19 protein-coding genes are annotated in these 22,593 nt (G+C 71.2%); 15 read left to right on the forward strand and 4 right to left on the reverse strand.

Going from position 1 to position 22,593, the window contains the following annotated elements; translation table 11 throughout:
- Positions 1–162: 162 nt before the first annotated feature.
- Positions 163–756 (reverse strand): pyridoxamine 5'-phosphate oxidase family protein, encoded by a 594-nt coding sequence (locus ABTX78_RS17505; protein ID WP_352207656.1) that lies wholly within the window; start codon positions 754–756, stop codon positions 163–165.
- A gap of 164 nt (positions 757–920) precedes the next feature.
- Between ABTX78_RS17505 and ABTX78_RS17510 the strand changes: the two genes are divergently transcribed.
- From ABTX78_RS17510 to ABTX78_RS17525, 4 genes are all read left to right on the forward strand, one after another.
- Positions 921–2,114 carry an argininosuccinate synthase gene (locus ABTX78_RS17510; protein ID WP_352207657.1) on the forward strand — a complete coding sequence of 398 codons (1,194 nt, stop codon included), beginning with the start codon at positions 921–923 and terminating at the stop codon, positions 2,112–2,114.
- 92 nt (positions 2,115–2,206) lie between these two features.
- Positions 2,207–3,634 carry an argininosuccinate lyase gene (argH, locus tag ABTX78_RS17515; protein ID WP_352207658.1) on the forward strand — a complete coding sequence of 476 codons (1,428 nt, stop codon included), beginning with the start codon at positions 2,207–2,209 and terminating at the stop codon, positions 3,632–3,634.
- Positions 3,635–4,815: 1,181 nt separating this feature from the next.
- On the forward strand, positions 4,816–5,367 hold the full coding sequence (locus ABTX78_RS17520) for a TetR/AcrR family transcriptional regulator (RefSeq protein ID WP_352207659.1): 552 nt from the start codon (positions 4,816–4,818) through the stop codon (positions 5,365–5,367).
- Positions 5,364–6,905: an MFS transporter gene (locus ABTX78_RS17525; RefSeq protein WP_352207660.1), complete on the forward strand. Its 1,542-nt coding sequence runs from the start codon at positions 5,364–5,366 to the stop codon at positions 6,903–6,905. Before ABTX78_RS17520 ends, ABTX78_RS17525 begins: the two co-directional genes overlap by 4 nt.
- A gap of 178 nt (positions 6,906–7,083) precedes the next feature.
- On the opposite strand, the gene ABTX78_RS17530 is transcribed toward ABTX78_RS17525, so the two are convergent.
- Positions 7,084–7,746, reverse strand: coding sequence for a lysophospholipid acyltransferase family protein (locus ABTX78_RS17530; protein WP_340477756.1), 663 nt, complete (start codon positions 7,744–7,746; stop codon positions 7,084–7,086).
- Between the two features lie 233 nt (positions 7,747–7,979).
- Between ABTX78_RS17530 and ABTX78_RS17535 the strand changes: the two genes are divergently transcribed.
- The 3 genes from ABTX78_RS17535 to ABTX78_RS17545 all read left to right on the forward strand — a co-directional run bounded on the left by ABTX78_RS17535 (position 7,980) and on the right by ABTX78_RS17545 (position 10,318).
- On the forward strand, positions 7,980–9,131 hold the full coding sequence (locus tag ABTX78_RS17535; RefSeq protein ID WP_352207661.1) for a glycerophosphodiester phosphodiesterase: 1,152 nt from the start codon (positions 7,980–7,982) through the stop codon (positions 9,129–9,131).
- Between the two features lie 113 nt (positions 9,132–9,244).
- Positions 9,245–9,778 carry a sigma-70 RNA polymerase sigma factor region 4 domain-containing protein gene (locus ABTX78_RS17540; protein WP_352207662.1) on the forward strand — a complete coding sequence of 178 codons (534 nt, stop codon included), beginning with the start codon at positions 9,245–9,247 and terminating at the stop codon, positions 9,776–9,778.
- Positions 9,779–9,814: 36 nt separating this feature from the next.
- On the forward strand, positions 9,815–10,318 hold the full coding sequence (locus ABTX78_RS17545; protein WP_352207663.1) for a GNAT family N-acetyltransferase: 504 nt from the start codon (positions 9,815–9,817) through the stop codon (positions 10,316–10,318).
- A 66-nt stretch (positions 10,319–10,384) separates the two neighbouring features.
- On the opposite strand, the gene ABTX78_RS17550 is transcribed toward ABTX78_RS17545, so the two are convergent.
- The gene (locus ABTX78_RS17550; RefSeq protein WP_352207664.1) at positions 10,385–10,822 is read right to left on the reverse strand and encodes a hypothetical protein; all 438 of its coding nucleotides are present in this window, start codon (positions 10,820–10,822) and stop codon (positions 10,385–10,387) included.
- A gap of 2 nt (positions 10,823–10,824) precedes the next feature.
- The gene (locus tag ABTX78_RS17555) at positions 10,825–11,184 is read right to left on the reverse strand and encodes a hypothetical protein (RefSeq protein ID WP_352207665.1); all 360 of its coding nucleotides are present in this window, start codon (positions 11,182–11,184) and stop codon (positions 10,825–10,827) included.
- A gap of 69 nt (positions 11,185–11,253) precedes the next feature.
- Between ABTX78_RS17555 and ABTX78_RS17560 the strand changes: the two genes are divergently transcribed.
- The 8 genes from ABTX78_RS17560 (at position 11,254) to cobT (ending at position 21,964) form a co-directional block, all read left to right on the forward strand.
- Positions 11,254–11,901: an HAD family hydrolase gene (locus ABTX78_RS17560; RefSeq protein WP_352207666.1), complete on the forward strand. Its 648-nt coding sequence runs from the start codon at positions 11,254–11,256 to the stop codon at positions 11,899–11,901.
- Between the two features lie 358 nt (positions 11,902–12,259).
- A complete protein-coding gene (locus tag ABTX78_RS17565; RefSeq protein ID WP_352207667.1) occupies positions 12,260–13,300 on the forward strand; it encodes a methionine ABC transporter ATP-binding protein in 1,041 nt (346 codons plus the stop codon).
- Complete coding sequence (locus tag ABTX78_RS17570; RefSeq protein ID WP_352207668.1) at positions 13,297–14,028, forward strand: methionine ABC transporter permease; 732 nt, start codon at positions 13,297–13,299, stop codon at positions 14,026–14,028. Before ABTX78_RS17565 ends, ABTX78_RS17570 begins: the two co-directional genes overlap by 4 nt.
- A 51-nt stretch (positions 14,029–14,079) precedes the next feature.
- Positions 14,080–14,907, forward strand: a complete 828-nt coding sequence (locus ABTX78_RS17575) for a MetQ/NlpA family ABC transporter substrate-binding protein (protein WP_352207669.1) — start codon at positions 14,080–14,082, stop codon at positions 14,905–14,907.
- Between the two features lie 48 nt (positions 14,908–14,955).
- Positions 14,956–15,783: a MetQ/NlpA family ABC transporter substrate-binding protein gene (locus ABTX78_RS17580; protein ID WP_352207670.1), complete on the forward strand. Its 828-nt coding sequence runs from the start codon at positions 14,956–14,958 to the stop codon at positions 15,781–15,783.
- A 218-nt stretch (positions 15,784–16,001) separates the two neighbouring features.
- Entirely contained in the window at positions 16,002–16,637 is a 636-nt protein-coding gene (locus ABTX78_RS17585) for a GNAT family N-acetyltransferase (RefSeq protein ID WP_352207671.1), read from the forward strand.
- 121 nt (positions 16,638–16,758) lie between these two features.
- The gene (cbiE, locus tag ABTX78_RS17590; RefSeq protein WP_352207672.1) at positions 16,759–17,994 is read left to right on the forward strand and encodes a precorrin-6y C5,15-methyltransferase (decarboxylating) subunit CbiE; all 1,236 of its coding nucleotides are present in this window, start codon (positions 16,759–16,761) and stop codon (positions 17,992–17,994) included.
- A 331-nt stretch (positions 17,995–18,325) separates the two neighbouring features.
- Positions 18,326–21,964, forward strand: coding sequence for a nicotinate-nucleotide--dimethylbenzimidazole phosphoribosyltransferase (gene cobT, locus ABTX78_RS17595; protein WP_352207673.1), 3,639 nt, complete (start codon positions 18,326–18,328; stop codon positions 21,962–21,964).
- Positions 21,965–22,593 lie beyond the last annotated feature (629 nt).

Consider the following 22,593-nt stretch of genomic DNA (forward strand, 5'->3'; position numbering starts at 1 on the left):
CGGCCCCGGTCTGCGGGCGGTGGCCACGCCGGCCAGGACCGGGGCGCCGGGCATGCCGCGCCCTCGCCTCGGACGGCGTTCTGCGTCAAATCGGACGTGGCCTCGCGCCGAACGTGTCCCGCGTCGGGTCGGACGTGTCCTCGCACCTGACGGTGTCCTGCGTCAGACGGTGTCCGTCCGGGCCGCGAGAGGCAGCGGCAGCGCCGGCAGCCCGTCCAGGCTCACCCCCACGTGGTCCTTCTTCGCGCAGTACGCGGCGAACTCCTCGTCCGTCTTCCGGCCGAAGTGCTCCGCGTGCTGGGTGCGCTCCTCCCGGTAGTCCATGTAGGGCACGGCGAAGCCGCAGGCGTCGCTGATACGGCGGGCGTGGACGACCACGATCGCGCGGGCGGACGGCCCGTCGACCTCCGCGAAGTGGCCGATGTAGTCGGACCAGCGGGGATCGTCGCGGAACACGGCCTCCCCGGTGCCGTGCACCCTCAGCACCTTGGGCGGGCCGGAGAAGGCGCACCACATCAGCGTGATCCGGCCGTTCCCCTCCTCCCGCACATGGGCGACGGTCTCGGCGCTGCTGCCGCCGAAGTCCAGAAAGGCGAGGGTCTGTTCGTCGAGGACGACCAGGGTGCCGCTGCGGCCCTTGGGGGAGAGGTTGACGTGCCCGTCTCCGGCCAGAGGCGCCGTGGCGGTGAAGAACACCGGCTGCTGCTCGATGAATGCGCGGATACGGCCGTCCATATGTGCGTAGCGCTGTCCCATACGGGTGATTGTCCGCTGTGGTCGATCATCCCGTCCGGCCGTCTCATGCACCGGTTCGCACTGATGTGGCCGCCTTCGCCCCCAAGGCTCGGGGCCGCGTTGACAAAACATACGGTGCCTTGCATAGTTATACCCATCACCGAATGCATCGTAAGGAGAAACCCGTGACCGAGCGCGTCGTACTCGCCTACTCAGGCGGTCTGGACACCTCCGTCGCCATCGGCTGGATCGCCGAGGAGACGGGCGCCGAGGTCATCGCCGTTGCCGTGGACGTCGGCCAGGGTGGCGAGGACCTGGACGTCATCCGCAAGCGCGCGCTCGCCTGCGGTGCGGTGGAAGCCGAGGTCGCCGACGCGAAGGACGAGTTCGCCGAGGAGTACTGCCTCCCGGCGATCAAGGCCAACGCCCTCTACATGGACCGCTACCCGCTGGTCTCCGCGCTCTCCCGGCCGACGATCGTCAAGCACCTCGTCGCCGCCGCCAAGAAGCACGGCGCCACCACGGTCGCCCACGGCTGCACCGGCAAGGGCAACGACCAGGTGCGGTTCGAGGCCGGCATCGTCGCCCTCGCCCCCGAGCTGAAGTGCATCGCCCCGGTCCGGGACTACGCGATGACCCGGGACAAGGCGATCGCCTTCTGCGAGGACAAGCAGCTCCCGATCGCGACCACCAAGAAGTCGCCGTACTCCATCGACCAGAACGTCTTCGGGCGGGCCGTCGAGACGGGCTTCCTGGAGGACATCTGGAACGGTCCGATCGAGGACATCTACGAGTACACCTCCAACCCCGCCGAGCAGCGTGAGGCCGACGAGGTCGTCATCTCCTTCAAGGAGGGCGTCCCGGTCGCGATCGACGGCAAGCCCGTCTCCGTCCTCCAGGCCATCCAGCAGCTCAACGAGCGGGCCGGCGGCCAGGGCGTCGGCCGGATCGACATGGTCGAGGACCGGCTCGTGGGCATCAAGTCCCGTGAGGTGTACGAGGCCCCGGGCGCGATCGCGCTGATCACCGCGCACCAGGAGCTCGAGAACGTCACGGTCGAGCGCGAGCTGGCCCGGTACAAGCGGCAGGTCGAGCAGCGCTGGGGCGAGCTCGTCTACGACGGCCTGTGGTTCTCCCCCCTCAAGCGCGCCCTGGACGGCTTCATCAACGAGGCCAACCAGCACGTGACGGGCGACATCCGGATGACGCTGCACGGTGGTCGCGCCGTCGTCACCGGCCGGAAGTCCGCCGAGTCGCTGTACGACTTCAACCTCGCCACCTACGACTCGGGCGACACGTTCGACCAGTCGAAGGCGCAGGGCTTCATCGAGCTCTTCGGACTCTCGGCGAAGATCGCCGCCAAGCGCGACCTCGTCTGATTCCCCGATTCCCCGTGCACGCGACATCTGCCTCCCCGTTCCTCCGCGGCGGGGAGGCAGTGGTTCATCCACCCTCCTGAGGAGCTTCAGCTGTGAGCAGCAACAACGGTGACGTCCGGCTCTGGGGCGGCCGGTTCGCCGACGGCCCGGCAGAGGCGCTGGCGAAGCTGTCCGCGTCGGTGCACTTCGACTGGCGCCTCGCGCCCTACGACATCGCCGGCTCCCGCGCGCACGCCCGCGTGCTCCACAAGGCGGGGCTGCTCACCGAGGACGAGCTGACGCGCATGCTCGCGGGGCTCGACCAGCTGGAGACGGATGTCGCGGACGGTTCGTTCGTCGGCACCATCGCCGACGAGGACGTGCACACAGCGCTGGAGCGGGGCCTGCTGGAGCGGCTCGGCCCCGACCTCGGCGGCAAGCTGCGGGCCGGCCGTTCCCGCAACGACCAGGTCGCGACGCTCTTCCGGATGTATCTGCGCGACCACGCCCGGATCATCGGCGGCCTCGTCGCCGAAATCCAGGACGCGCTGGTGGGCCTCGCCGAAGCGCACCCCGACGTCGCGATGCCCGGCCGTACGCACCTTCAGCACGCCCAGCCCGTGCTGTTCGCCCACCATGTCCTCGCCCATGTGCAGTCGCTCTCCCGGGACGCGGAGAGGCTGCGGCAGTGGGACAAGCGGACGGCCGTGTCCCCGTACGGCTCAGGCGCGCTCGCCGGGTCCTCGCTCGGGCTCGATCCGGAGGCGGTGGCGAAGGACCTCGGCTTCGAGAACGGTTCGGCGGGCAACTCGATCGACGGCACGGCGTCGCGTGACTTCGCGGCGGAGTTCGCCTTCATCACCGCGATGATCGGCGTGAACCTCTCGCGCATCGCGGAGGAGATCATCATCTGGAACACGAAGGAGTTCTCCTTCGTCACGCTCCACGACGCGTTCTCCACCGGCTCGTCGATCATGCCGCAGAAGAAGAACCCGGACATCGCGGAGCTGGCGCGCGGCAAGTCGGGGCGCCTCATCGGCAACCTCACGGGCCTGCTGGCGACACTCAAGGCGCTGCCGCTCGCGTACAACCGCGACCTCCAGGAGGACAAGGAGCCGGTCTTCGACTCCTGCGACCAGCTGGAGGTCCTGCTCCCTGCGTTCACCGGCATGCTGGCCACGCTCACGGTGAACCGGGAGCGGATGGAGGAGCTGGCCCCGGCGGGCTTCTCCCTGGCGACGGACATCGCGGAGTGGCTGGTCCGGCAGGGCGTGCCGTTCCGGGTGGCGCACGAGGTCGCGGGCGAGTGCGTGAAGGAGTGCGAGCAGCAGGGGATCGAACTGGACCAGCTGACCGACGAGCAGTTCGCGAAGATCTCGGAGCACCTGACACCGCAGGTGCGCGGTGTGCTGAACGTCCCTGGTGCGCTGGCGTCGAGGAACGGGCGCGGCGGTACGGCGCCGTCGGCGGTGGCCACGCAGCTGTCCGAGGTGAAGGCGGACCTGGTGATCCAGCACGCGTGGGCGCGGGCGAAGCACTGACCACCGCGCGTCGGGCGGCCGGCCCCGTCCGGCCGCCCGACGCGCAAGGGCCCGTGCTCGCGCCGTACGCATTGCGGCTCGAAACCCGTCACGACGGGTGCGGCGCCGACTCGGACGCCCACGTGGTCGACGCGCGCGAGTTGGTCCGTCTCGTCCGCGAGGCCGCCGCCACGGGGGCCTCCGCACAGCGGGTGCCGCTGCACGACCGGGCCCTCGCGCCCCGGCGCGTTCGCTGCTCGCCGACGTCGCCGGCCCCTGGCCGAGCGAGTGCCTCGGCGGAGCGCTCGACCACCCGCGGCTGTCCGCACCGCAGCAGCGGGCCGAGGCCCGGCTCGCCAAGGGCCCTACGAAAGCGTGGTGACCGATCCCGCGCTGCCGGCCCCGAAGCCCCCGGATCGCGAACGGCTCGTTGCGGCCCGGACGACCGCCCTTTTCCGCGGCGTCCGCCGGGCGGAAGCCCTGGCACTGATAGCGCAGCACTCGCCGGTTCCAGCTCGCCGAGCCCGGCGTCCCACCAGGCACCGGGCCGCGCATCCTGCACGACCGCGTGCTCCGTGCCGATCCCCGTCCGGACCGACCGCCCGCCCCCGGCTATGCGCCGGTGAGACATAGCTGCCGTGGAACACGCGCGGTCATCCGGCGCCGGAGTACGGCAACACCTACGGCGGTCGGGCGGCCCGAAGTTTCCCGGATCGGCGTGGCCGCACGGCTGCTCGGCCCTCGCCGTCCGGTCCGGACATCTGAGCCGGGCCGATGGCCGGCTCGTTCCGGCTGCTGGAACAGGCACGCCGTCACCGGGCCGAGGCGGCCGCCGCGCTGGAGGACGCACGGGACTTCCGCGGCCGCCCGCCCGCCTGCCCGACCGCTCCGGACGGCGGACTCCGCCTTCACGGCGGTGGGCCCCCGTGGCCGAGGGGGCGGCCAAGGCCGCGGAGTTCGTGCGGCGAGGACGGTGCGGGCCGCCGGCGGCTCTCCCGGAGCCGTTCTGCGGCCGCCCGCTCCGCAGCGCCGACCTCCTCGCCGACCGCCGGTTTCCTGAGCCGCGCCTGCCCCGGCGAGGACTGCGGCCGGCTCTGCCTCGACGAGAGCGGCCGCGCCGGTGGTGCGGCCCGGCACCCGCGGGAGGGGGCACCCGACCTATGAATGAGACACTGGTGTCTCATATGGTCTATGCTTGTCTCATGACAGTGGATCGTGAGCAGGTACTGCGGACCGCCGCCGGCCTCCTCTCCCGCAAGGCGACCTCCACGATGGACGAGGTCGCCAGGGCCGCCGGCATCGGTCGCGCCACCCTGCACCGGCACTTCGCCGGGCGGGAGGCGCTCGTACGGGCGCTGGAGGACCTCGGCATCCGCGAGTTCGAGACGGCCCTCGACGCCGCCCGCCTCGCGGAGGGACCGGCTCCCGAGGCGCTGCGCAGATTCATCGCGGAGACCGAGCCGAGTGCCGGGCTGCTCGCCTTCCTCGTCACCGAGAACCAGCTGTTCGAGGGCGAAGAGGTCAACGAGGGCTGGGCCAGGCTCGATGCCCGGGTCTCGGCCCTGTTCCGGCGCGGCCAGGACGAGGGCGACTTCCGCATCGACCTCACCCCTGCCTGGCTCACCGAGGCGCTGTACGGGCTGATCGGCTCGTGCGCCTGGGCGGTGCAGGACGGCCGGGTCGCGGGCAAGGACTACCAATTCATGATCGCCGAGCTGCTGCTCGGCGGCGCACGACGGAGCGTGGAGAAATGAGCACAACCGACCAGCGGGCGACGGCACACGAGACCGTGCGCGCACCCGGCCGGTGGCTCGCCCTGGCGGTCCTGGTCCTGGCGGTGCTGCTCGTCGCGGTCGACGCCACCGTGCTCGGCCTCGCGACCCCCTACCTCAGCGAGGACCTGAAGCCGTCCGGCACCCAGCTGCTGTGGATCGGCGACGTCTACTCGTTCGTCATCGCCGGACTGCTCGTCTCCATGGGCAGCCTCGGTGACCGCATCGGCCGCAAGAAGCTGCTGCTGACGGGCGCGGTCGCGTTCGGCGCGGTGTCGGTGCTCAACGCCTACGCCTCCAGCCCCGAGATGATGATCCTGGCCCGCGCGCTGCTCGGCATCGCCGGTGCCACACTGATGCCCTCCACCCTGGCCCTGATCCGCAACATCTTCCACGACCCCAAGGAGCGCAGCGTCGCGGTCGGCATCTGGGGCGCCGCCGCGTCTGCGGGCGCCGCGGTCGGGCCCGTCGTCGGCGGATTCCTGCTGGAGCACTTCTGGTGGGGCTCGGTCTTCCTCATCAATCTGCCGGTCATGGCGGTGCTGGTGGTGGTCGGCATCAAGCTGCTCCCCGAGTCGCGCAATCCCGACCCCGGCCCCTGGGACCTCATCAGCGTGGCCCTCTCGCTGATCGGCATCGTCGCCGTCGTGTACGCCGTCAAGGAAGCGACCGTGCACGGCCTGCGCCCGGACACGTGCGGGGCCGCGGTCATCGGCATCGCGGCGCTCGTCTGGTTCGTACGACGGCAGTTGACGCTGCCCTCGCCGCTTCTGGACGTACGCCTGTTCCACCACAAGGGCTTCTCGGGCGCGGTGCTGGCGGACCTGCTCACCATTCTCGGCCTGTCCGGACTGGTGTTCTTCCTCTCGCAGTTCCTCCAGCTCGTCCAGGGGCGCTCGCCCCTGGAGGCCGGGCTCATCGAACTGCCGGCGGCGATCGGAGCGGTGGGCGCCGGCCTGCTCGCCGGCTACGCGGCGCGCCGCGCTTCCGTGCGCAGCGCCGTCTCGACGGGCCTGGCGGCCGTCGGTCTGGCCCTCGCGGCCTGCACGCTGCTGACGGCCGACACCTCCGCGCCGATGCTCGGGATCGCGCTGTTCGTCGGCGGACTGGGCGCGGGGCTCGCGTTCACCGTGACCGCGGACGTCATCCTGTCCACGGTGCCCAAGGAGCAGGCGGGCGCCGCGTCGGCCGTCTCCGAGACCGCGTACGAACTGGGTGCGGCGCTCGGCATCGCCCTGCTGGGCACCGTCGTGACCGGCGTCTACCGGGACTTCACCGTCCCGCAGGGCGTACCGGCCGGTGCGGCGGAAGCGGCCCGGGACTCGCTCGGCGGCGCGGTGGAGGTGGCCGGCGGGCTGCCCGCGCACCAGGGCGAGGCGCTGCTCTCCTCGGTGCAGACCGCGTTCACGGAGGGGTTCCATGTGGCGGGCGCGGTGGGCTCGGCCGTGCTGTTCGCGACGGCGATCGCGGCGTGGTTCCTGCTGCGCGGCCAGCGCCTCGAAAGCGGCGTGGAGCACTGACGCACGACGACCGCGTACCGCGTACCGCGTACCGCGTGGAGCACTGACGCACGACGACGGGCCGGGACCCTCAGCAGGTCCCGGCCCGTCGTCGTGCGTCGTGGGGCAGTCGGCTCACCCGGTCAACTGCCCCGTACCGCCGGGCGGTTCGCGGCGCACCCGGCGGCCTTCGGCGGTCCTACGCGGCCTTCGCCTTCGTGGCGTACATGTCCACGTACTCCTGACCCGACAGCTCCATGACCTCGGTCATCACCGAGTCCGTCACCGCACGCAGCACATAGCGGTCGCGGTCCATGCCCTCGTAGCGCGAGAACTCCATCGCCTCACCGAAGCGGATCGTCACCCGGCCCGGGCGCGGCAGGCCCGCGCCGCCCGGCTGGAGCTTGTCCGTGCCGATCACCGCGAACGGAACCACCGGCGCGCCTGTCATCAGCGTGAGCCGGGCGATGCCCGTGCGGCCCCGGTACAGCCGGCCGTCGGGGGAGCGGGTGCCCTCGGGGTAGATGCCGAAGACCCTGCCCTCCTCCAGCACGCGCCGTCCCGTCATCAGTGCCGCCACCCCGCCGTTGGCGCCGTCGCGGTCGACGGGGATCATCCCGCAGCCCGTGAAGAACCAGGCCATGGCCCGGCCCTTGAGGCCCTTGCCCGTCACGTACTCGTCCTTGCCGATGAAGTACACCGGACGGGCGCACACCAACGGCAGAATCATCGAGTCGATGAACGTCAGGTGGTTCCCGGCGAGAATGACAGGACCGGTGCCCGGGATGTTCTCCGTGCCCTCCACCCGTGGACGGAACATCAGGCGCAGGAAGGGTCCTAGGACGGCCTTGATGAGCGACAAGCGGGACAACGGGTCCTCCGGTCTCAGGGACGGACGGTAGTGGACGGCCAAGTCTGTGCAGGTGAGGACGATACTCGCGGCTTCTCTCCACCGCACATCGGGTTCACGGAGCGGATACGCAGTGTTGACGTGTGTTTCCGGCGCGTTCGTCCAGGGTCTGCCGTACGTAAGGCGTAGCTGCCTACGATCGGGCGTCTTCCGACAGGTGCGGGACATCACATGGAGGTACCTCGATGACGCAGGATTCGGACAGAAGCCCGGCTCGCCGGACTGTTCTCGGAGCGGCGGTACTCGGCACGGCCGCCCTCGGTGTCGGTGCCACCACCACGCCGTCCGGAGCTACTGAACGACGCGGCGGCCACGGTGGATACAAGGACCTGCCGTACCCGACGGTCATCGCCCACCGCGGTGCCAGTGGTTACCGGCCCGAGCACACGCTCGGCTCGTACCAGCTGGCGCTCGACATGGGCGCGCACGTCATCGAGCAGGACCTGGTGCCCACCAAGGACGGTCATCTCGTATGCCGTCACGAGAACGACATCACGGGTACCACGGATGTGGCGAACCATCCCGAATTCGCCACGCGGAAAACGACGAAAAGCGTCGACGGGGTGAGCCTCACGGGCTGGTTCACCGAGGACTTCACGCTCGCCGAGCTCAAGACGCTCCGCGCGAAGGAGCGGATCCCGGCCGTCCGGCAGGAGAACACGCTCTACGACGGCCGCTGGAGCGTGCCCTCCTTCGAGGAGGTGCTGCGCTGGGCCGAGACCGAGGGCCGTCGTCGTGGCCGGCCGGTGTGGCTGCACGTCGAGACGAAGCACCCCACGTACTTCCGGAGCATCGGCCTCGGGCTGGAGGAGCGGCTCGCCAAGCTGCTGCGCCGCTACGGGCGCGACCGCCGCAACTCGCCCGTGTTCCTCCAGTCGTTCGAACCGAGCAGCATGCAGCGGATGGCGAAGCTCGTCGACTCGCCGCGCGTGGTGCTGTTCGACGCCGCGAACACCCGCCCCTGGGACTTCGTGACGGCGGGGGACCCGCGGACGGTGGCCGATCTCGTCAAGCCCGAGGGCCTGAAGTGGATCGCGTCCTTCGCCCAGGGCATCGGCCCGTGGGTCGACCTCATCATCCCGAGGGACGCCAACGGCAAGCTGACGAAGACGACGACGCTGGTGCGGGACGCCCACGCCAAGGACCTGATCGTGCACCCGTACACCATGCGGAACGAGAACAGCTTCCTGCCCGCCGACTTCCGGCGGGGCACCGACCCGACCGCCTACGGCGACGCGTTCGGTGCCTTCAGGGTCTACTTCGAGACCGGCATCGACGGCATCTTCACCGACAACGCCGACACCGGACTGCTGGCCGCCGCGGACTTCCGCGGCTGATCAGGGGAACCGGCCTGCCCCCGCGTACGGCGGGGGCAGGCCCTGTCCGCCCGTACGGGTGACTGTGCGCCCGCGGGGCAACCGTCGCCGCATTGCGGCACGTCCCGCCGGGCATGACGCTTCTCTATGACTCCGCTGCCCATGTCGTCAGTGCTCTGCGCCCGTTGGTGAGCGCGGAGGCGACGGCCGAGGCCCCCGGTGCGGCGATGGACGCGGGCGATCTGGAACAGGCCGTGTGGGTGCGGCTGTTCGAACAACTCGACGGTGACGGACCACCTCCGGACGCCGCCCGCTGGGTCAGGTACGCGGTACGGGCCGAGGCCCGGCGCGCCCGGCGCACGGCCGCACGCGAGCGTCCGTACGGCACGGAGCCCTCGGCCGACCCCGCGGGCGGACCGGAACGGGCGGCGCTGCGCGCCGAACGCCGCCGCACTCTGCGGGCGGCCGTCGCCCGCACTCCCGGGAACTGCCCGCGTCTGCTGACTGCGATGTTGTCGCCCGAGGACCCCACCTACCGGGAAATCGCAGGGGAGTTGGGTATCTCACAAGGAAGTCTGGGGCCGATGCGTTCCCGTTGCCTGGGATGCCTGCGCAGAATGCTCATGACAGAGGTTGCAGCTCCTGAACATGGGGGAAAGGAGCGGTAGACAACCGGCGGACAGGTGAGCGGGAGGCGTGCGCACATGGGCATGAGCGTGACCATCTCAGCGGCGATAGCACAGGACGCGGAGCAGATCCTCAAGCTGCAGTATCTGTGCTACCAGGCCGAGGCCGAGCTCTACGGGGACTACGGGATCGAGCCCCTCACCCAGTCACTCGACGATCTGCGGGCCGAGATCGACCAGGGCCACGCTCTGGTGGCCAGGCTCGGTGACGAGGTGATCGCCTCCGTGCGCGGCCGGGTCGACGAGGAGGGGACGGCCCGGATCGCCAAGCTCATCGTGCACCCGAGGATGCAGCGCCACGGTCTCGGCGGCCGGCTGCTCGACGCGATCGAGAAGGGCTTCGCCGCGGAGCCCGCGGCCAAACGCTTCCAGCTGTTCACCGGCCACCGCAGCGAGAGCAACCTGCGGCTCTACCGCAGCCGTGGATACGTACAGGTTTCCAGCGAGCAGGTGGGGCCGAGACTCACGCTGGTCACGCTCCAGAAGGAAGCGGCGGCACGGGAGTTCGTCGCCAGCGCCTGATGCCCGGGCAGCCCGTCCGGGCCGTGTCCGCGGCGGACTCCCTACGCGGGCTGCCTGCGCGAGCCCTTACGCGGGCTGCCTGCGTGAGCGGCGCAGCCACAGCATTCCGGTGATCGGCAGCAGCACCGGGATGAAGAGATAGCCCATGCCGTACTCCGACCACACGGTCGAGTCGGGGAAGGCGGACGGTTCCAGCACCGTCCAGGTACCGACGATCAGGACGCCCGCGAGCTCGGCGGCGCAGCACACCAGCGCCGCCCTGCGGGCCTTCTCTCCGCCGCGGACCAGGGTGTAGGTGATGAAGGCATACACCACGGCGGCGACGGCGGAGAGCACATGCGCCAGCGGGGCGCTGCCGAAGTCGGTGAGGATCTGGTAGACCGAGCGCGACACCGCGCCGACCGACATCACTCCGTACACCCACACCAGCAGCAGTCCGGGGCCCCGGACGAGCCTGGTCCGCTCCTGCCGGCCGTTCTTGTCGCCGGTGACGGGCTCGGCCATCGTCAGCCTCCCCAGATGTCGTAGAGCCGCACTTCGAGTACCGCGAGGACCACGGCCCCGGCGGCGACGGTCGCCGAGCCCCAGCGGGTCCGCTCCGCCAGCGACAGGAATCCGGCGGCCGGGACCGAGAGGAACGAGCCGATCAGATAGGAGACGAAAATCGTGTTGCCCTCGTGCGCCTCCTGCCCGCGCGCCAGTTGGACGATGCCCACCACCAGCTGCGCCAGCGCGAGGACGGTCACCACGGCCATGCCGATGAAGTGCCAGTCCTTGGTCGGCTGATCGCGATAGGCGGCGAAGCCGCACCAGGCGGCGAGAGCGAGCGCGGTCACGGCGACCGCGACCGTCAGGGCGTCAAGCATGGCCCGAGCGTATTACGGGCCAAAAGGCCCGCTGCGAGCGGCCCCGGTGCGCCCCGTAGGGTCGGGACCATGAAGATCCCCGCCGAAGCCCTGCTGTTCGACAACGACGGAACCCTCGTCTCCTCGATGGAGTCGGTGTACCGCTGCTGGACCCGGTGGGCGCGGGAGTACGGCATCACCGCGGAGGACTTCGCCCGCGTCGAGCTGCACGGCCGTCCCGCCGTGGAGATAGCCGCCGACCTGCTGCCCGCCGCGGTGGTGCCCGAGGCCGTGGCCCGTATCGAGCAGCTGGAGGTCGAGGACGTCGCCGGGGGAGTCGTGCTCCTGCCCGGCACCGCCGAACTGCTGGACAGCCTGCCCGCCGACCGCTGGGCCGTCGTCACCTCCGCGACGCGGCGGCTGGCCGAGGCCCGGCTCGAAGAGGTCGGCATCCGGCCCAAGAACCTCATCGCCGCGGACGACATCACCCGGGGCAAGCCCGACCCGGAGCCCTTCCTGCTCGGCGCGCGCCGGCTCGGGGTGCGGCCGGAGGGCTGTGTGGTCTTCGAGGACGCCCCGGCAGGACTGACCGCGGGGCGGGCCGCCGGTATGCGAACCGTGGCCTTGACCACAACGCACGCGGCCACCGAGCTGTTGGCCGATGTCATCGTCCCTGATCTCTCGGCAGTGTCTGCGCAGGTCAGCGGGGCCGGCCTGGAGATCACCGCGGCGGAGTGACTCCGTCCATTTTCCATCTCCCAGCTGTCCGCTATTCGGACGGCCGTGATCGTCCGGTGTGACGGTCTGGTTTACTTGCCGCCATGACCACGACGAGCAGCCGCACCCTTGCGACCGAGGCGATCACGACGCCCGGTGCTCGTTGTATGTGTCGAATGTGCGCCTTCTGAGGGCCCCTGCCGTTGTTTCGCGCCCCGAAGTGAGACCGCAGACGCCGCGTCCGTAGCCATGGACCACGCCTGCCCCCGCGCACTTTTCCCGTTCCGTGCTCCGGAACGAATCCGTGCCGCTTTCCGAATGTGAATGCCCCGTGCCCGGCGACACCCCTGCCGTGCACTCGACAGTGACGGACATCCCTGTGATCACCACATCGGGCCTGACCAAGGTCTACCGCTCGCGAGGACGCGAGGTCACCGCGCTGGACGGCGTCGATCTCCACGTCGCGGAGGGCGAGGTGTACGGCGTCATCGGCCAGAGCGGCGCCGGCAAGTCCTCGCTCATCCGCTGCGTGAACCTCCTGGAGCGTCCCACCGCCGGCACCGTGACCGTGGCCGGCGAAGACCTCACGGCTCTCGCCGGCCGAGGACCGCGGGCGGGCAAGCAGCTGCGCGAAGCCCGCAGCCGTATCGGCATGGTCTTCCAGCACTTCAACCTGCTGTCCTCGCGCACCGTGCAGGACAACGTGGAACTGCCGCTGGAGATCCTCGGCATCTCCGGCCGGGAACGCTCCCGCAAGGCGCTCGAACTCCTCGACCTGGTCGGCCTCGCCGACAAGGCCAAGGCCTACCCCAGCCAGCTCTCCGGCGGCCAGAAGCAGCGGGTCGGCATCGCCCGCGCGCTCGCCGGCGACCCCAAGGTGCTGCTCTCCGACGAGGCCACCAGCGCGCTCGACCCGGAGACCACCCGCTCCATCCTCCATCTGCTGCGCGACCTCAACCGGCAGCTGGGCCTGACGGTCCTGCTCATCACGCACGAGATGGACGTCGTCAAGACGGTCTGCGACTCCGCCGCCCTGATGGAACAGGGCCGCATCATCGAGTCCGGCACCGTCAGCGAACTGCTCGCCACCCCGGGCTCCGAGCTGGCCGCCGCACTCTTCCCGGTCAGCGGCGACGCCTCGGGCATAGACCGCACGGTCGTCGACGTCACCTTCCACGGCGAGGCAGCGGCCCGTCCGGTGATCTCCCAGCTCTCCCGTACGTACAACATCGACATCTCGATCCTCGGCGCCGCGATGGACACCGTCGCGGGCCGGCAGGTCGGCCGGATGCGCATCGAACTGCCCGGCCGGTTCGAGGAGAACGTCGTACCGATCGGATTCCTGCGCGAGCAGGGACTCCAGGTCGAGGTGGCCGACGAGGCCGTTGCGGCCGAGCTTGTGAAGGACGGTGCCAAGTGATCTGGTCGGAGATGCAGCCCCTGCTGGAGCAGGCCTCTTGGGACACGCTCTACATGGTGGGCTGGTCCACCCTCATCGCCATCGTCGGCGGACTGCCGCTCGGCGTCGTCCTCGTCCTCACGGACCGCGGCGGTCTGCTCAGCAGCTCCCTGCTGAACAAGGTGATCGGCCAGATCGTGAACGTCACGCGCTCGATGCCGTTCATCATCCTCATGGTCGCGCTGATGCCCTTCACCAAGGCACTGACCGGAACCACCATCGGCCGGGAGGGCGCCATCGTCCCCCTGGCGATCGGTGCCATCCCGTTCTTCGCCCGGCTCGTGGAGACCGCTGTCCGAGAGGTCGACGGCGGGCTGGTGGAGGCCGTGCAGTCGATGGGCGGCAGCACCTGGACGGTTGTCCGCAAGGTGCTCGTGCCCGAGTCCCTGCCGTCGCTGATCTCCAGCGCCACCACGACGATCGTCGCGCTCATCGGCTACTCGGCGATGGCCGGAACGGTCGGCGCCGGCGGACTCGGCGACATCGCCATCCGCTACGGCTACCAGCGCTTCGAGACCGAACTGATGTGGATCACGGTGGCCATCCTCGCCCTCGTCATCTCCCTCATCCAGTTCGCCGGCGACTACGCGGCCCGCGGTCTGCACCAGCGCGGACGCGGCAGTTCGGCACCCCGGCTGCGGATCCTCAAGCCCGCCACCGCGACCGCCGAACCCACCAAGACTTCCTGACCCCCATTGACCCCACCAGGGTCGTACCACCCATGGAGAAAGGCACTTTTCGTGCGTAACACCGCCAAGATCACCACCGCCGTCCTGGCCGCCGGAGCCCTCACCCTCGGGCTCTCCGGCTGCGGCTCCGACTCCGGTTCCTCCGCCGACGCCGACGCTCCGCTCGTCGTCGCAGCGAGCTCCGTCCCGCACGCCGAGATCCTGAATCACGTGAAGGACAAGCTCGCGGCGAAGGACGGCCTCAAGCTGGAGGTCAAGGAGTTCACCGACTACGTGACGCCGAACACGGCCACCGAGAGCGGTGAGGTGGGTGCCAACTACTTCCAGCACAAGCCGTACCTCGACGACTTCAACAAGAAGAACGGCACGCACATCGTGCCCGTCGCCACGGTCCACCTTGAGCCCCTCGGCCTGTACTCCAACAAGGTCAAGAAGATCGCCGACCTGAAGAACGGCGCCACGGTCGCGCTGCCGAACGACACCACCAACGAGGCGCGTGCGCTCAAGCTGCTCGCCCTCAACGGCGTCATCGAGCTCAAGGCCGGCGCGGGCAACGACGCGACGCCCAAGGACATCGCCGAGAACCCCAAGAAGATCCAGTTCAAGGAGATCGAGGCCGCCCAGGTGCCGCGCTCGCTCGACGACGTCGACGCCGCCGTGATCAACGGCAACTACGCCGTCGAGTCCAAGCTCAGCCCGAAGGACGACTCCCTCGTCCTGGAGTCCGCCAAGGACAACCCGTACGGCAACTTCCTCGCGGTCAAGAAGGGCAACGAGAAGGACCCGCGCGTGGTGAAGCTCGCCAAGCTGCTGAAGTCGCCCGAGGTGAAGAAGTTCATCGAGGACACGTACGACGGCTCCGTGGTCCCGGCCGTCTGACCGGCCCGCAGACCCCCACAGCCCGTACGACACGACAGGGAGCACACCATGCGCAAGCGGGTCATCGCGGCCGTCGCCGCGACCGGGGCACTCGCCCTGGCGCTGACGGCGTGCGGTTCGGGGCCGGGCACGGGCGGCGGTGACGCGAAGACCCTCGTCGTCGGCGCCACCGCCGTGCCGGCCGGCGAGGTACTCGACTTCATCGCCGGGGACCTGGCCGAGAAGGAGGGCCTGGACCTCCAGGTCAAGGAGTTCACGGACTACGTCCTGCCCAACACCGCCCTGGCGGAAGGACAGCTGGACGCGAACCTGTACCAGAACGCCCCTTTCCTAGAGAACTTCAACACGACGAAGGGCACCGACCTCGTCCCCGTCACCGAGGCCTATCTGCCTCCGATGGGGGTGTACGCCGAGAAGCTCGACGACATCGCCGAGCTGCCCGCGGGTGCGACCGTCGCCGTGCCGAACGAGACCACCAACGAGGGGCGGGCGCTCCTGCTGCTGGCCTCCGAGGGGATCATCACGCTCAAGGAGGGGGCCGGCGTCGCCGCCGGTCCCGCGGACATCACGTCCAACCCGAAGAAGCTGAGGTTCAAGGAACTGGAGCCGGCGCAGCTGCCGCGTGTCCTCGGTGACGTGGACGCCGCGGTGATCAACAGCAACTACGCGCTCGACGCGGGTCTCGACCCCACGAAGGACGCGGTACTGCTGGAGAGCGCCGAGGGCAACAAGTACGCCAACGTCCTCGCCGTGAACAAGGGCGACGAGGACGATCCGCGGGTGAAGAAGCTCGTCACGCTGCTGCACTCACCCGAGGTGAAGAAGTTCATCCAGGACACCTACAAGGGCTCCGTCCTGCCGGCCGCCGCGGGCTAGGTCACCGGACCGGCACACGCGGTCGGCACGATGTCGGCACGATCGGAAGCCGGGCATCGGTCCGTCGCCCTCCAGCGGGCCCCGCACTCCCTTCACGGGGGGTGCGGGGCCACGTCGGCCTTCCCGTCCGGCGCTCAAGTGCGGGACCCTGTGGTGCAGTTCCGGCGCGTCATGCTGCATGCTGGGCTTTTCAGCAGGCCCCTGGTTACGGAGCGCGCATGACTACCACCTTCCCGGACGTGTCCATCAGCACGGAGCGGTTGGTGCTGCGCCCCTTCGAAGAGGCCGACATCCCGGCTCTCACGGAGATGATGAACGACGAGATGGTCACGGCCTGGACGTCGGTGCCCCAGCCGTACACCACGACGGACGGCGAGCGCTGGGTGCGCAGGATCGCTCCTTCGGAACGCACACAGGGCCGCGGGATCGCCCTGGCCGTCACCGAGTTCCTCACCCAGCGGCTCGTCGGCACGGTGCACCTCCAAAACACCGACTGGCGCACGCTCGCCACCGAGGTCTCCTACGTCACCGCACCCTGGGCGCGCGGCGAGGGATACGCCACCGAATCCGTCCTGGCGATCGCCCAGTGGCTGTTCCGCGTGCAGCGCTTCGAACGCATGGAGCTGCGCACCCCCGCCGACAACACCGCCTCCCAGCAGGTCGCCCAGAAGATCGGCTGTATCAGCGAGGGCGTGCTGCGGAACGCCTGGATAGCGCGGACACAGACGGCCGACGGCGGCTGGGCCGACATCCGCACCGACCTGATCGTCTGGAGCCTGCTGTCCGAGGACCTCGAAGGCGTCACGGACCAGTTGGCGGACTCCGGCTACGCGTCGTTCACCGACTGGAACTGACCGCCGACTGGAACTGCCCGGCCCCCGACTGATTCAGTAGGTGCGCACCCCAGGTAGCCTCGGCCTGCCCGTACGGGTACGCCCTGCACCACCTGCGACACCACCAGGGAGACTGACGACGATGGCCGACCGCGTCACGGTGATCGGCTGGGACGGTTCGCCCCTCACCGCTGCGGCCAGGTCCGCCCTCTCCGCCGCCACGCTGGTGGCCGGGGCGGCCCACCACCTCGCGCTCCCGGAGGTGCCACGGGACGCCGAACGCATCCGGCTCGGCAGCGTCGACCTCGCCGCCCGGCGGATCGCGGTCCACCGCGGCAGCGCCGTCGTCCTCGCCGACGGCGACCCCGGCTTCTTCGGCGTCGTCCGCACCCTGCGGGCCCCCGAGCACGGCCTGGAGGTCGAGGTCGTGCCCGGCGTCTCCTCCGTCGCCACCGCCTTCGCCCGCGCGGGGATGCCCTGGGACGACGCCCAGGTGGTCGTCGCCCACCGCCGTACCCTGCGCCGCGCCGTCAACGTCTGCCGCGCACACACCAAGGTCGCCGTCCTCACCTCGCCGGGCGCGGGCCCGGCCGAGCTCGCTCTCCTGCTGGAAGGCGTCCACCGCACCTTCGTCATCTGCGAGGAGCTGGGCACCGACCGCGAGCAGGTGACGGTCCTCACCTCCGACAAGGCCGCCGACCATGTGTGGCGCGACCCCAATGTCGTGATCGTCATAGGCGGCACGGGCAGCACCACCGTCCAAGGCAGCGGCTGGATCGCGGGGCGCGAGCCCGGCTACCCGTCGGGGACGCGCGGCTGGGCACTGCCCACCGAGTCCTTTGTGCAGGACGACGACCGGGGGAGCGGAGGCGAGGGGGAGTCGGAGCAGCTGCGAGCCGCCCAACTGGCCCGCCTCGGCCCCCGTATCGGCGACCTCGTCTGGGACATCGGCTCCGGCAGCGGTGCCCTCGCCGCCGAGGCGGCCCGCTTCGGTGCCGCGGTGATCGCCGTCGACGCCGACGCGCGCAACTGCGCCCGCACCGACGCGGCCGCACGCCGTGCCGGAGTCCAGATGCAGATCGTGAACGCCCAGGCGCCGCATGTGCTGGAACGGCTGCCCGAACCCGATGTCGTACGCATCGGGGGCGGCGGGGTCCCCGTCGTCACCGCCTGCGCCGACCGGCGGCCGGAACGCATCGTCACGCACGCGTCGACCCGCGACGAGGCCGAGGCGATCGGCGAGGCACTCGCCGCCGGCGGTTACACCGTCGAATGCGCGCTCCTCCAGAGCGTCGAACTGGACCCGGACGGCTGGGCGGAGAGGGAACGGTCCGTCGTCTTCCTGCTCTCCGGACGGCAGCCCGACCGCGCCCCCTGACCCGCCGCCGAGGGCCGCGGGGTAGGCTGGCCGATCGTTGTACCGCGCCCGGCCGTTCGTCGCTTCGTTCGTCAATGTCCGGAAAATGGGGTCGCTTTGGCTCCGGTATGTGGTACGTCGGAACCGGGGGACGCGCAACGTGGCGCAGCCCACAGCGGACCGTGCCGGATCTCCGTGCCATAGCCGCGAACGGCCGCGAGAATGCTGTGAGTCCGTGGGGGCATCGTGCCGCGCGGCGCACCCGCTCGTTCTTGTTGACGGGCGTCAGGTGCGCGGCGCTGAGCGTCCCGGGCGACGGGGAAGGATCACAAGCGATGGGCGAGGGGTACGCATGACTGACACCGGCCAGATCCCGGGCGAGGGAATGCCCGAGAACGCGGGCGTGGTGGAGCAGCCGGGCATGCCCGGTGCGTACACCTTCCAGGACCCGTCCGAGAACCATTCCGAAGAGGACGATCTGCTGCTCATGCCGGGGGCGCAGGGCGCGTGGAGCGACCCGCAGTCCGTGCCCGCCGCCCCGGCGCACCACGGCGCGCCGGGCCATGCGCCGGCGCCGGCGGCCGAGCAGTTCGCCGCCCCCGCGCACCAGATGACCCGGGCGCCGATGGCGGAGCACTACGCCTCCGAGCAGCCGATGACCGACTACGGCAGTGCCCCGCAGGCGGGAGGCGGGTTCGCCTCCCCGGCGGATCTGGGCAGCCCGGGCTTCGACGCCCCGGCGGATCTGGGATCCCCCGACTTCGCCGGCGCTCCCGACCACGCGGTGACGGGCATACAGCCCGCCGCCGGTCCGGGGCAGGGCCTCGGCCCGGTGGCCTCGGCGCAGCAGTCCGCCCTCGCCGAGAACTTCCAGGCGTCCTTCGGGGGCGAGCCGGCCGCGGGCCTGTACGGCGCCCCGGAGAACGGGCAGGCGAACGCACAGGAGAGCACGCGTGACGCCGCCGCCCAGGAAGCCGCCATGCGCGAGGCCGCTGCCCAGGAAGCCGCCTCCCGTGAGGCCGCTGCCCAGGCGGCGGTTCACGAGGCCGCGGCACGTGCGGCCGTCGAGCACGAAACCGGTGCGCACGAGGCCGGAGGCCGCCACTCGGGCTCCGTCGACCTCCGAGGTGTGCGTACCCCGCCGTCGTCCGCCACACCGACGCCTCCGCCGGCGCGGCGTCCGCTGCACATGGGCCCGCCGATGCCCGACTCCTCCGGCGGTGTCGTCCGCTCCCTGGCCGACCGCGGTCCCGCGGGCACGCCTCCGCACCCCCTGACCGTGCAGCACACCCCCGGGCCGGCCACCACGGGCCCGGAGTACCTGGACATTCCGCGGGACGAGACCGGCGCTCCACTGCCGGGTCCGCAGCTGGGGGAGATCCCGCCGCAGGCGGGGGCGCCCTGGAATCCGCAGCCGCAGGTTTCCCAGCCGCAGGTTTCCCGGCCCCAGGCTCCGCAGCTCCGGACCCCGGATCCGGTATCAGCAGAAACGGTCGTCCCGGAGCCCTCACCCGTCACGGCGGACGCGTCCGTCACAGCCGAAGCGGCCGTCAGACCGGTCGCGACGGAAGCGCCGGTGACGGAGATGCCGGTGACTGAGATGCCGGTGACGGAGATGCCGGTGGGGGAAGCGCCGGTAGCGGAGCAGCAGACGGAGCAGCAGCACGAGATGCTGCCCGAGCCCGTGGCCGAGCAGTCGTCCGAGGGGCACTTCGTGCCGGTCGAGGGCTCCCTCCCCGACGATCAGCACCAGGCGCCCACTCCGGTCGCGGTCGTGCCCGAGCAGGCGGCAGAGCCGGAGCCGTTCGCGGCACCGGAGGCCGTCGACGAGGCGCCGGAACCCGTCCCCACGGCTTCGGACGTCATCTCCACGCCGCTGGACGTCGTCGCCGCGACGCCGGAGGGCGTTCACGAGGCGCCGGAGGCCGAGTCGGGGCCTGTGTCCGTACCCGCGCAGCCGGAACCCGTCGACGAGGTGCTGTCCGCCGAGCCCGTGGCGGAGAGCGGGCACCAGGCCGTGCCCGAAGTCGAGGCCGCGGCCGAGGTCATGGTGCCCGCACCGCGCGAGGCCTCGGAGCACGTCGTCGTCCAGCACGCGGAGGAGGTGACCGAAGCCGCGCCGGAGCCCGAACCCCTGCCGGACCCGGCCGCCGCGGCCGTACAGGAGTCCCTGCCCATGTCCGTCCAGGACCCCGCGGCCGAGCCAGTACCGGAGGAGACCATTCCGGTCGCCGGGCCCGAGCCGGTCGCCGCCGACAACGGGCCCGCGCCCGGATACGACGACGCCGAGCGCGAGGCCGTACTGCGCGTGATGCGCGAGCGCCGGGACATCCGCAACGGTTTCCGTTCCGACCCCATCCCGCACGAGGTGCTGCTGCGCGTCCTGGAGGCCGCGCACACCGCGCCCAGCGTGGGTCACTCGCAGCCGTGGGACTTCGTCGTCATCCGCTCCGCCGAGACCCGGCGTTCGATGCACGAACTCGCGCAGCGCCAGCGCGAGGCGTACGCCAAGTCGCTGCCGAAGGGCCGGGCCAAGCAGTTCAAGGAACTGAAGATCGAGGCGATCCTCGACACCCCGGTCAACATCGTCGTCACCGCCGACCCGACGCGCGGTGGCCGCCACACGCTCGGCCGTCACACACAGCCGCAGATGGCGCCGTACTCCTCGGCCCTCGCGGTCGAGAACCTCTGGCTCGCGGCCCGCGCGGAAGGGCTCGGCGTCGGCTGGGTCAGCTTCTTCGACGAGCGCGAGATGGTGCGCGCGCTCGGGCTCCCCGAACACCTCGAAGTCGTGGCGTACCTGTGCGTCGGATACGTCGACGAGTTCCCGGAGGAGCCCGAGCTGATGCAGGCGGGCTGGTCCAAGCGCCGGCCGCTGTCGTGGGTCGTCCACGAGGAGACGTACGGCCGCCGCGCCCTGCCCGGCGAGGACCCGCACGACCTGCTCCAGGAGACCGTCACCAACATCCGCCCGCTGGACGCCAAGGCGCTCGGCGAGGCGTGGGAGCGCCAGAAGCGCATGACGAAGCCGGCGGGCGCGCTCGGCATGCTGGAGATCATTTCCGCACAGCTGAGCGGGCTCTCCCGGATGTGCCCGCCGCCGATCCCCGAGCCCGCAGCCGTCGCGATCTTCGCCGGCGACCACGGGGTGCACGCGCAGGGGGTCACCGCCTGGCCCCAGGAGGTGACCGGCCAGATGGTCGCGAACTTCCTCGGCGGGGGAGCGGTCTGCAACGCCTTCGCCAACCAGGTGGGCGCCGAGGTCTGTGTGGTCGACGTCGGTGTCGCCTCCGACCTGCCCGCGACGCCCGGACTGCTGCCGCGCAAGGTCCGCGCCGGCACGGCGGACTTCACCACCGGCCCTGCGTTGACCCGTGAGGAGGTTCTCGCGGCGGTCGAGGTCGGCATCGAGACGGCGCGGGACCTGGTGGCGGCGGGCAACAAGGCGCTGCTCACGGGTGAGATGGGTATCGCCAACACGACCGTCTCGGCAGCGCTGATCTCCGTCTACACCGGCATCGACCCGGGCGAGATCACGGGCCGCGGCACCGGCATCAACGACGAGATGCACGCGCGCAAGGTCGACGTCGTCCGCCGCGCGCTGGATCTCCACGCGCCGGACCCCGCCGACCCGATCGGCGTCCTGTCCGCGGTCGGCGGCCTGGAGCACGCGGCCCTGGTCGGCTTCATCCTGGGCGGCGCCTCACTGCGTACGCCGGTGGTGCTGGACGGCGTCTCGGCGGGCGCGGCGGCCCTGGTCGCCCGCGCCGTCGCCCCCGAGGCCCTGGCGGCCTGCATCGCGGGCCACCGCAGCGCGGAACCGGGCCATGTGGCAGCCCTCAACAAGCTGGGCCTGCGCCCCCTGGTCGACCTGGACCTCCGCCTCGGCGAGGGTACGGGCGCACTGCTGGCACTACCGGTGGTGCAGAGCGCGGCGAGGGCGATGCACGAGGTGGCGACCTTCGACTCGGCGGGTGTGACGGAGAAATAGCGGCAGCGCCGGGCCGGTGCCATCGGTCTTCCGGGCACGCCCGGTCGGTGTGCGGCTGGTCGCCGTCTGCCCCGGCCGGCCGCGTCTGCCGCGATGGCGCCGGTGGTGGGAGAGGGCCGCCCGGCTGCGCCTGCGGGACGCCTTGTCGGTGCGCGGGGCGGACCTGTCCGCCGGTGCGATGGCGCCTGCGGTGATCCCCAGTTGTTCGGCGCCTGCGCGCAGGGCCGGTCCCGCCTGCCGGGCCCGCGGAAGTGCCGCGTGCCCGCCAACTCCGGGCGCCCGGTCCGAGGGTTGGCAGCCGTGCATGCGGGCTGACCCTCGGCCGCCGGCCGCGGGCCCTCGGGAGCGGTCTCGGGCGCGACTGCGTCAGCGCCGGCGCGGCGACGACTCGCGGCACCCCGCCGGCCGGCGGCCAGGTCCGAGGCTGGTCGCCGCACTCGCTCGGCCGGTCCCTTCCGTTGCCCACCGCGTCCGCGTCCGCGTCCGCGTCCACGGTCCCGGCCACCGGCCACCGGCGACCGGCCACCGGCCACCGGCGACCGGCCACCGGCGACCGGCCACCGGTCGCCCGAGCGCGATCCCGCCCGCCCCCGAGGGCGCGAACGGCGACTTCCCGCCCGCGGCCCGGG

The organism is Streptomyces sp. NPDC096193, from assembly GCF_040302905.1.
Taxonomy (GTDB): domain Bacteria; phylum Actinomycetota; class Actinomycetes; order Streptomycetales; family Streptomycetaceae; genus Streptomyces.

Excerpts from the sequence above, each read along its gene's own strand:
- ABTX78_RS17505 (WP_352207656.1), bottom strand. The coding sequence starts at position 756 with ATGGGACAGCGCTACGCACATATGGACGGCCGTATCCGCGCATTCATC.
- ABTX78_RS17550 (WP_352207664.1), bottom strand. The coding sequence starts at position 10,822 with ATGGCCGAGCCCGTCACCGGCGACAAGAACGGCCGGCAGGAGCGGACC.
- ABTX78_RS17535 (WP_352207661.1), top strand. The coding sequence starts at position 7,980 with ATGACGCAGGATTCGGACAGAAGCCCGGCTCGCCGGACTGTTCTCGGA.
- cobT (WP_352207673.1), top strand. The coding sequence starts at position 18,326 with ATGACTGACACCGGCCAGATCCCGGGCGAGGGAATGCCCGAGAACGCG.
- ABTX78_RS17540 (WP_352207662.1), top strand. The coding sequence starts at position 9,245 with ATGACGCTTCTCTATGACTCCGCTGCCCATGTCGTCAGTGCTCTGCGC.
- ABTX78_RS17580 (WP_352207670.1), top strand. The coding sequence starts at position 14,956 with ATGCGCAAGCGGGTCATCGCGGCCGTCGCCGCGACCGGGGCACTCGCC.
- ABTX78_RS17545 (WP_352207663.1), top strand. The coding sequence starts at position 9,815 with ATGGGCATGAGCGTGACCATCTCAGCGGCGATAGCACAGGACGCGGAG.
- ABTX78_RS17585 (WP_352207671.1), top strand. The coding sequence starts at position 16,002 with ATGACTACCACCTTCCCGGACGTGTCCATCAGCACGGAGCGGTTGGTG.
- ABTX78_RS17520 (WP_352207659.1), top strand. The coding sequence starts at position 4,816 with ATGACAGTGGATCGTGAGCAGGTACTGCGGACCGCCGCCGGCCTCCTC.
- ABTX78_RS17525 (WP_352207660.1), top strand. The coding sequence starts at position 5,364 with ATGAGCACAACCGACCAGCGGGCGACGGCACACGAGACCGTGCGCGCA.
- ABTX78_RS17560 (WP_352207666.1), top strand. The coding sequence starts at position 11,254 with ATGAAGATCCCCGCCGAAGCCCTGCTGTTCGACAACGACGGAACCCTC.
- ABTX78_RS17555 (WP_352207665.1), bottom strand. The coding sequence starts at position 11,184 with ATGCTTGACGCCCTGACGGTCGCGGTCGCCGTGACCGCGCTCGCTCTC.
- cbiE (WP_352207672.1), top strand. The coding sequence starts at position 16,759 with ATGGCCGACCGCGTCACGGTGATCGGCTGGGACGGTTCGCCCCTCACC.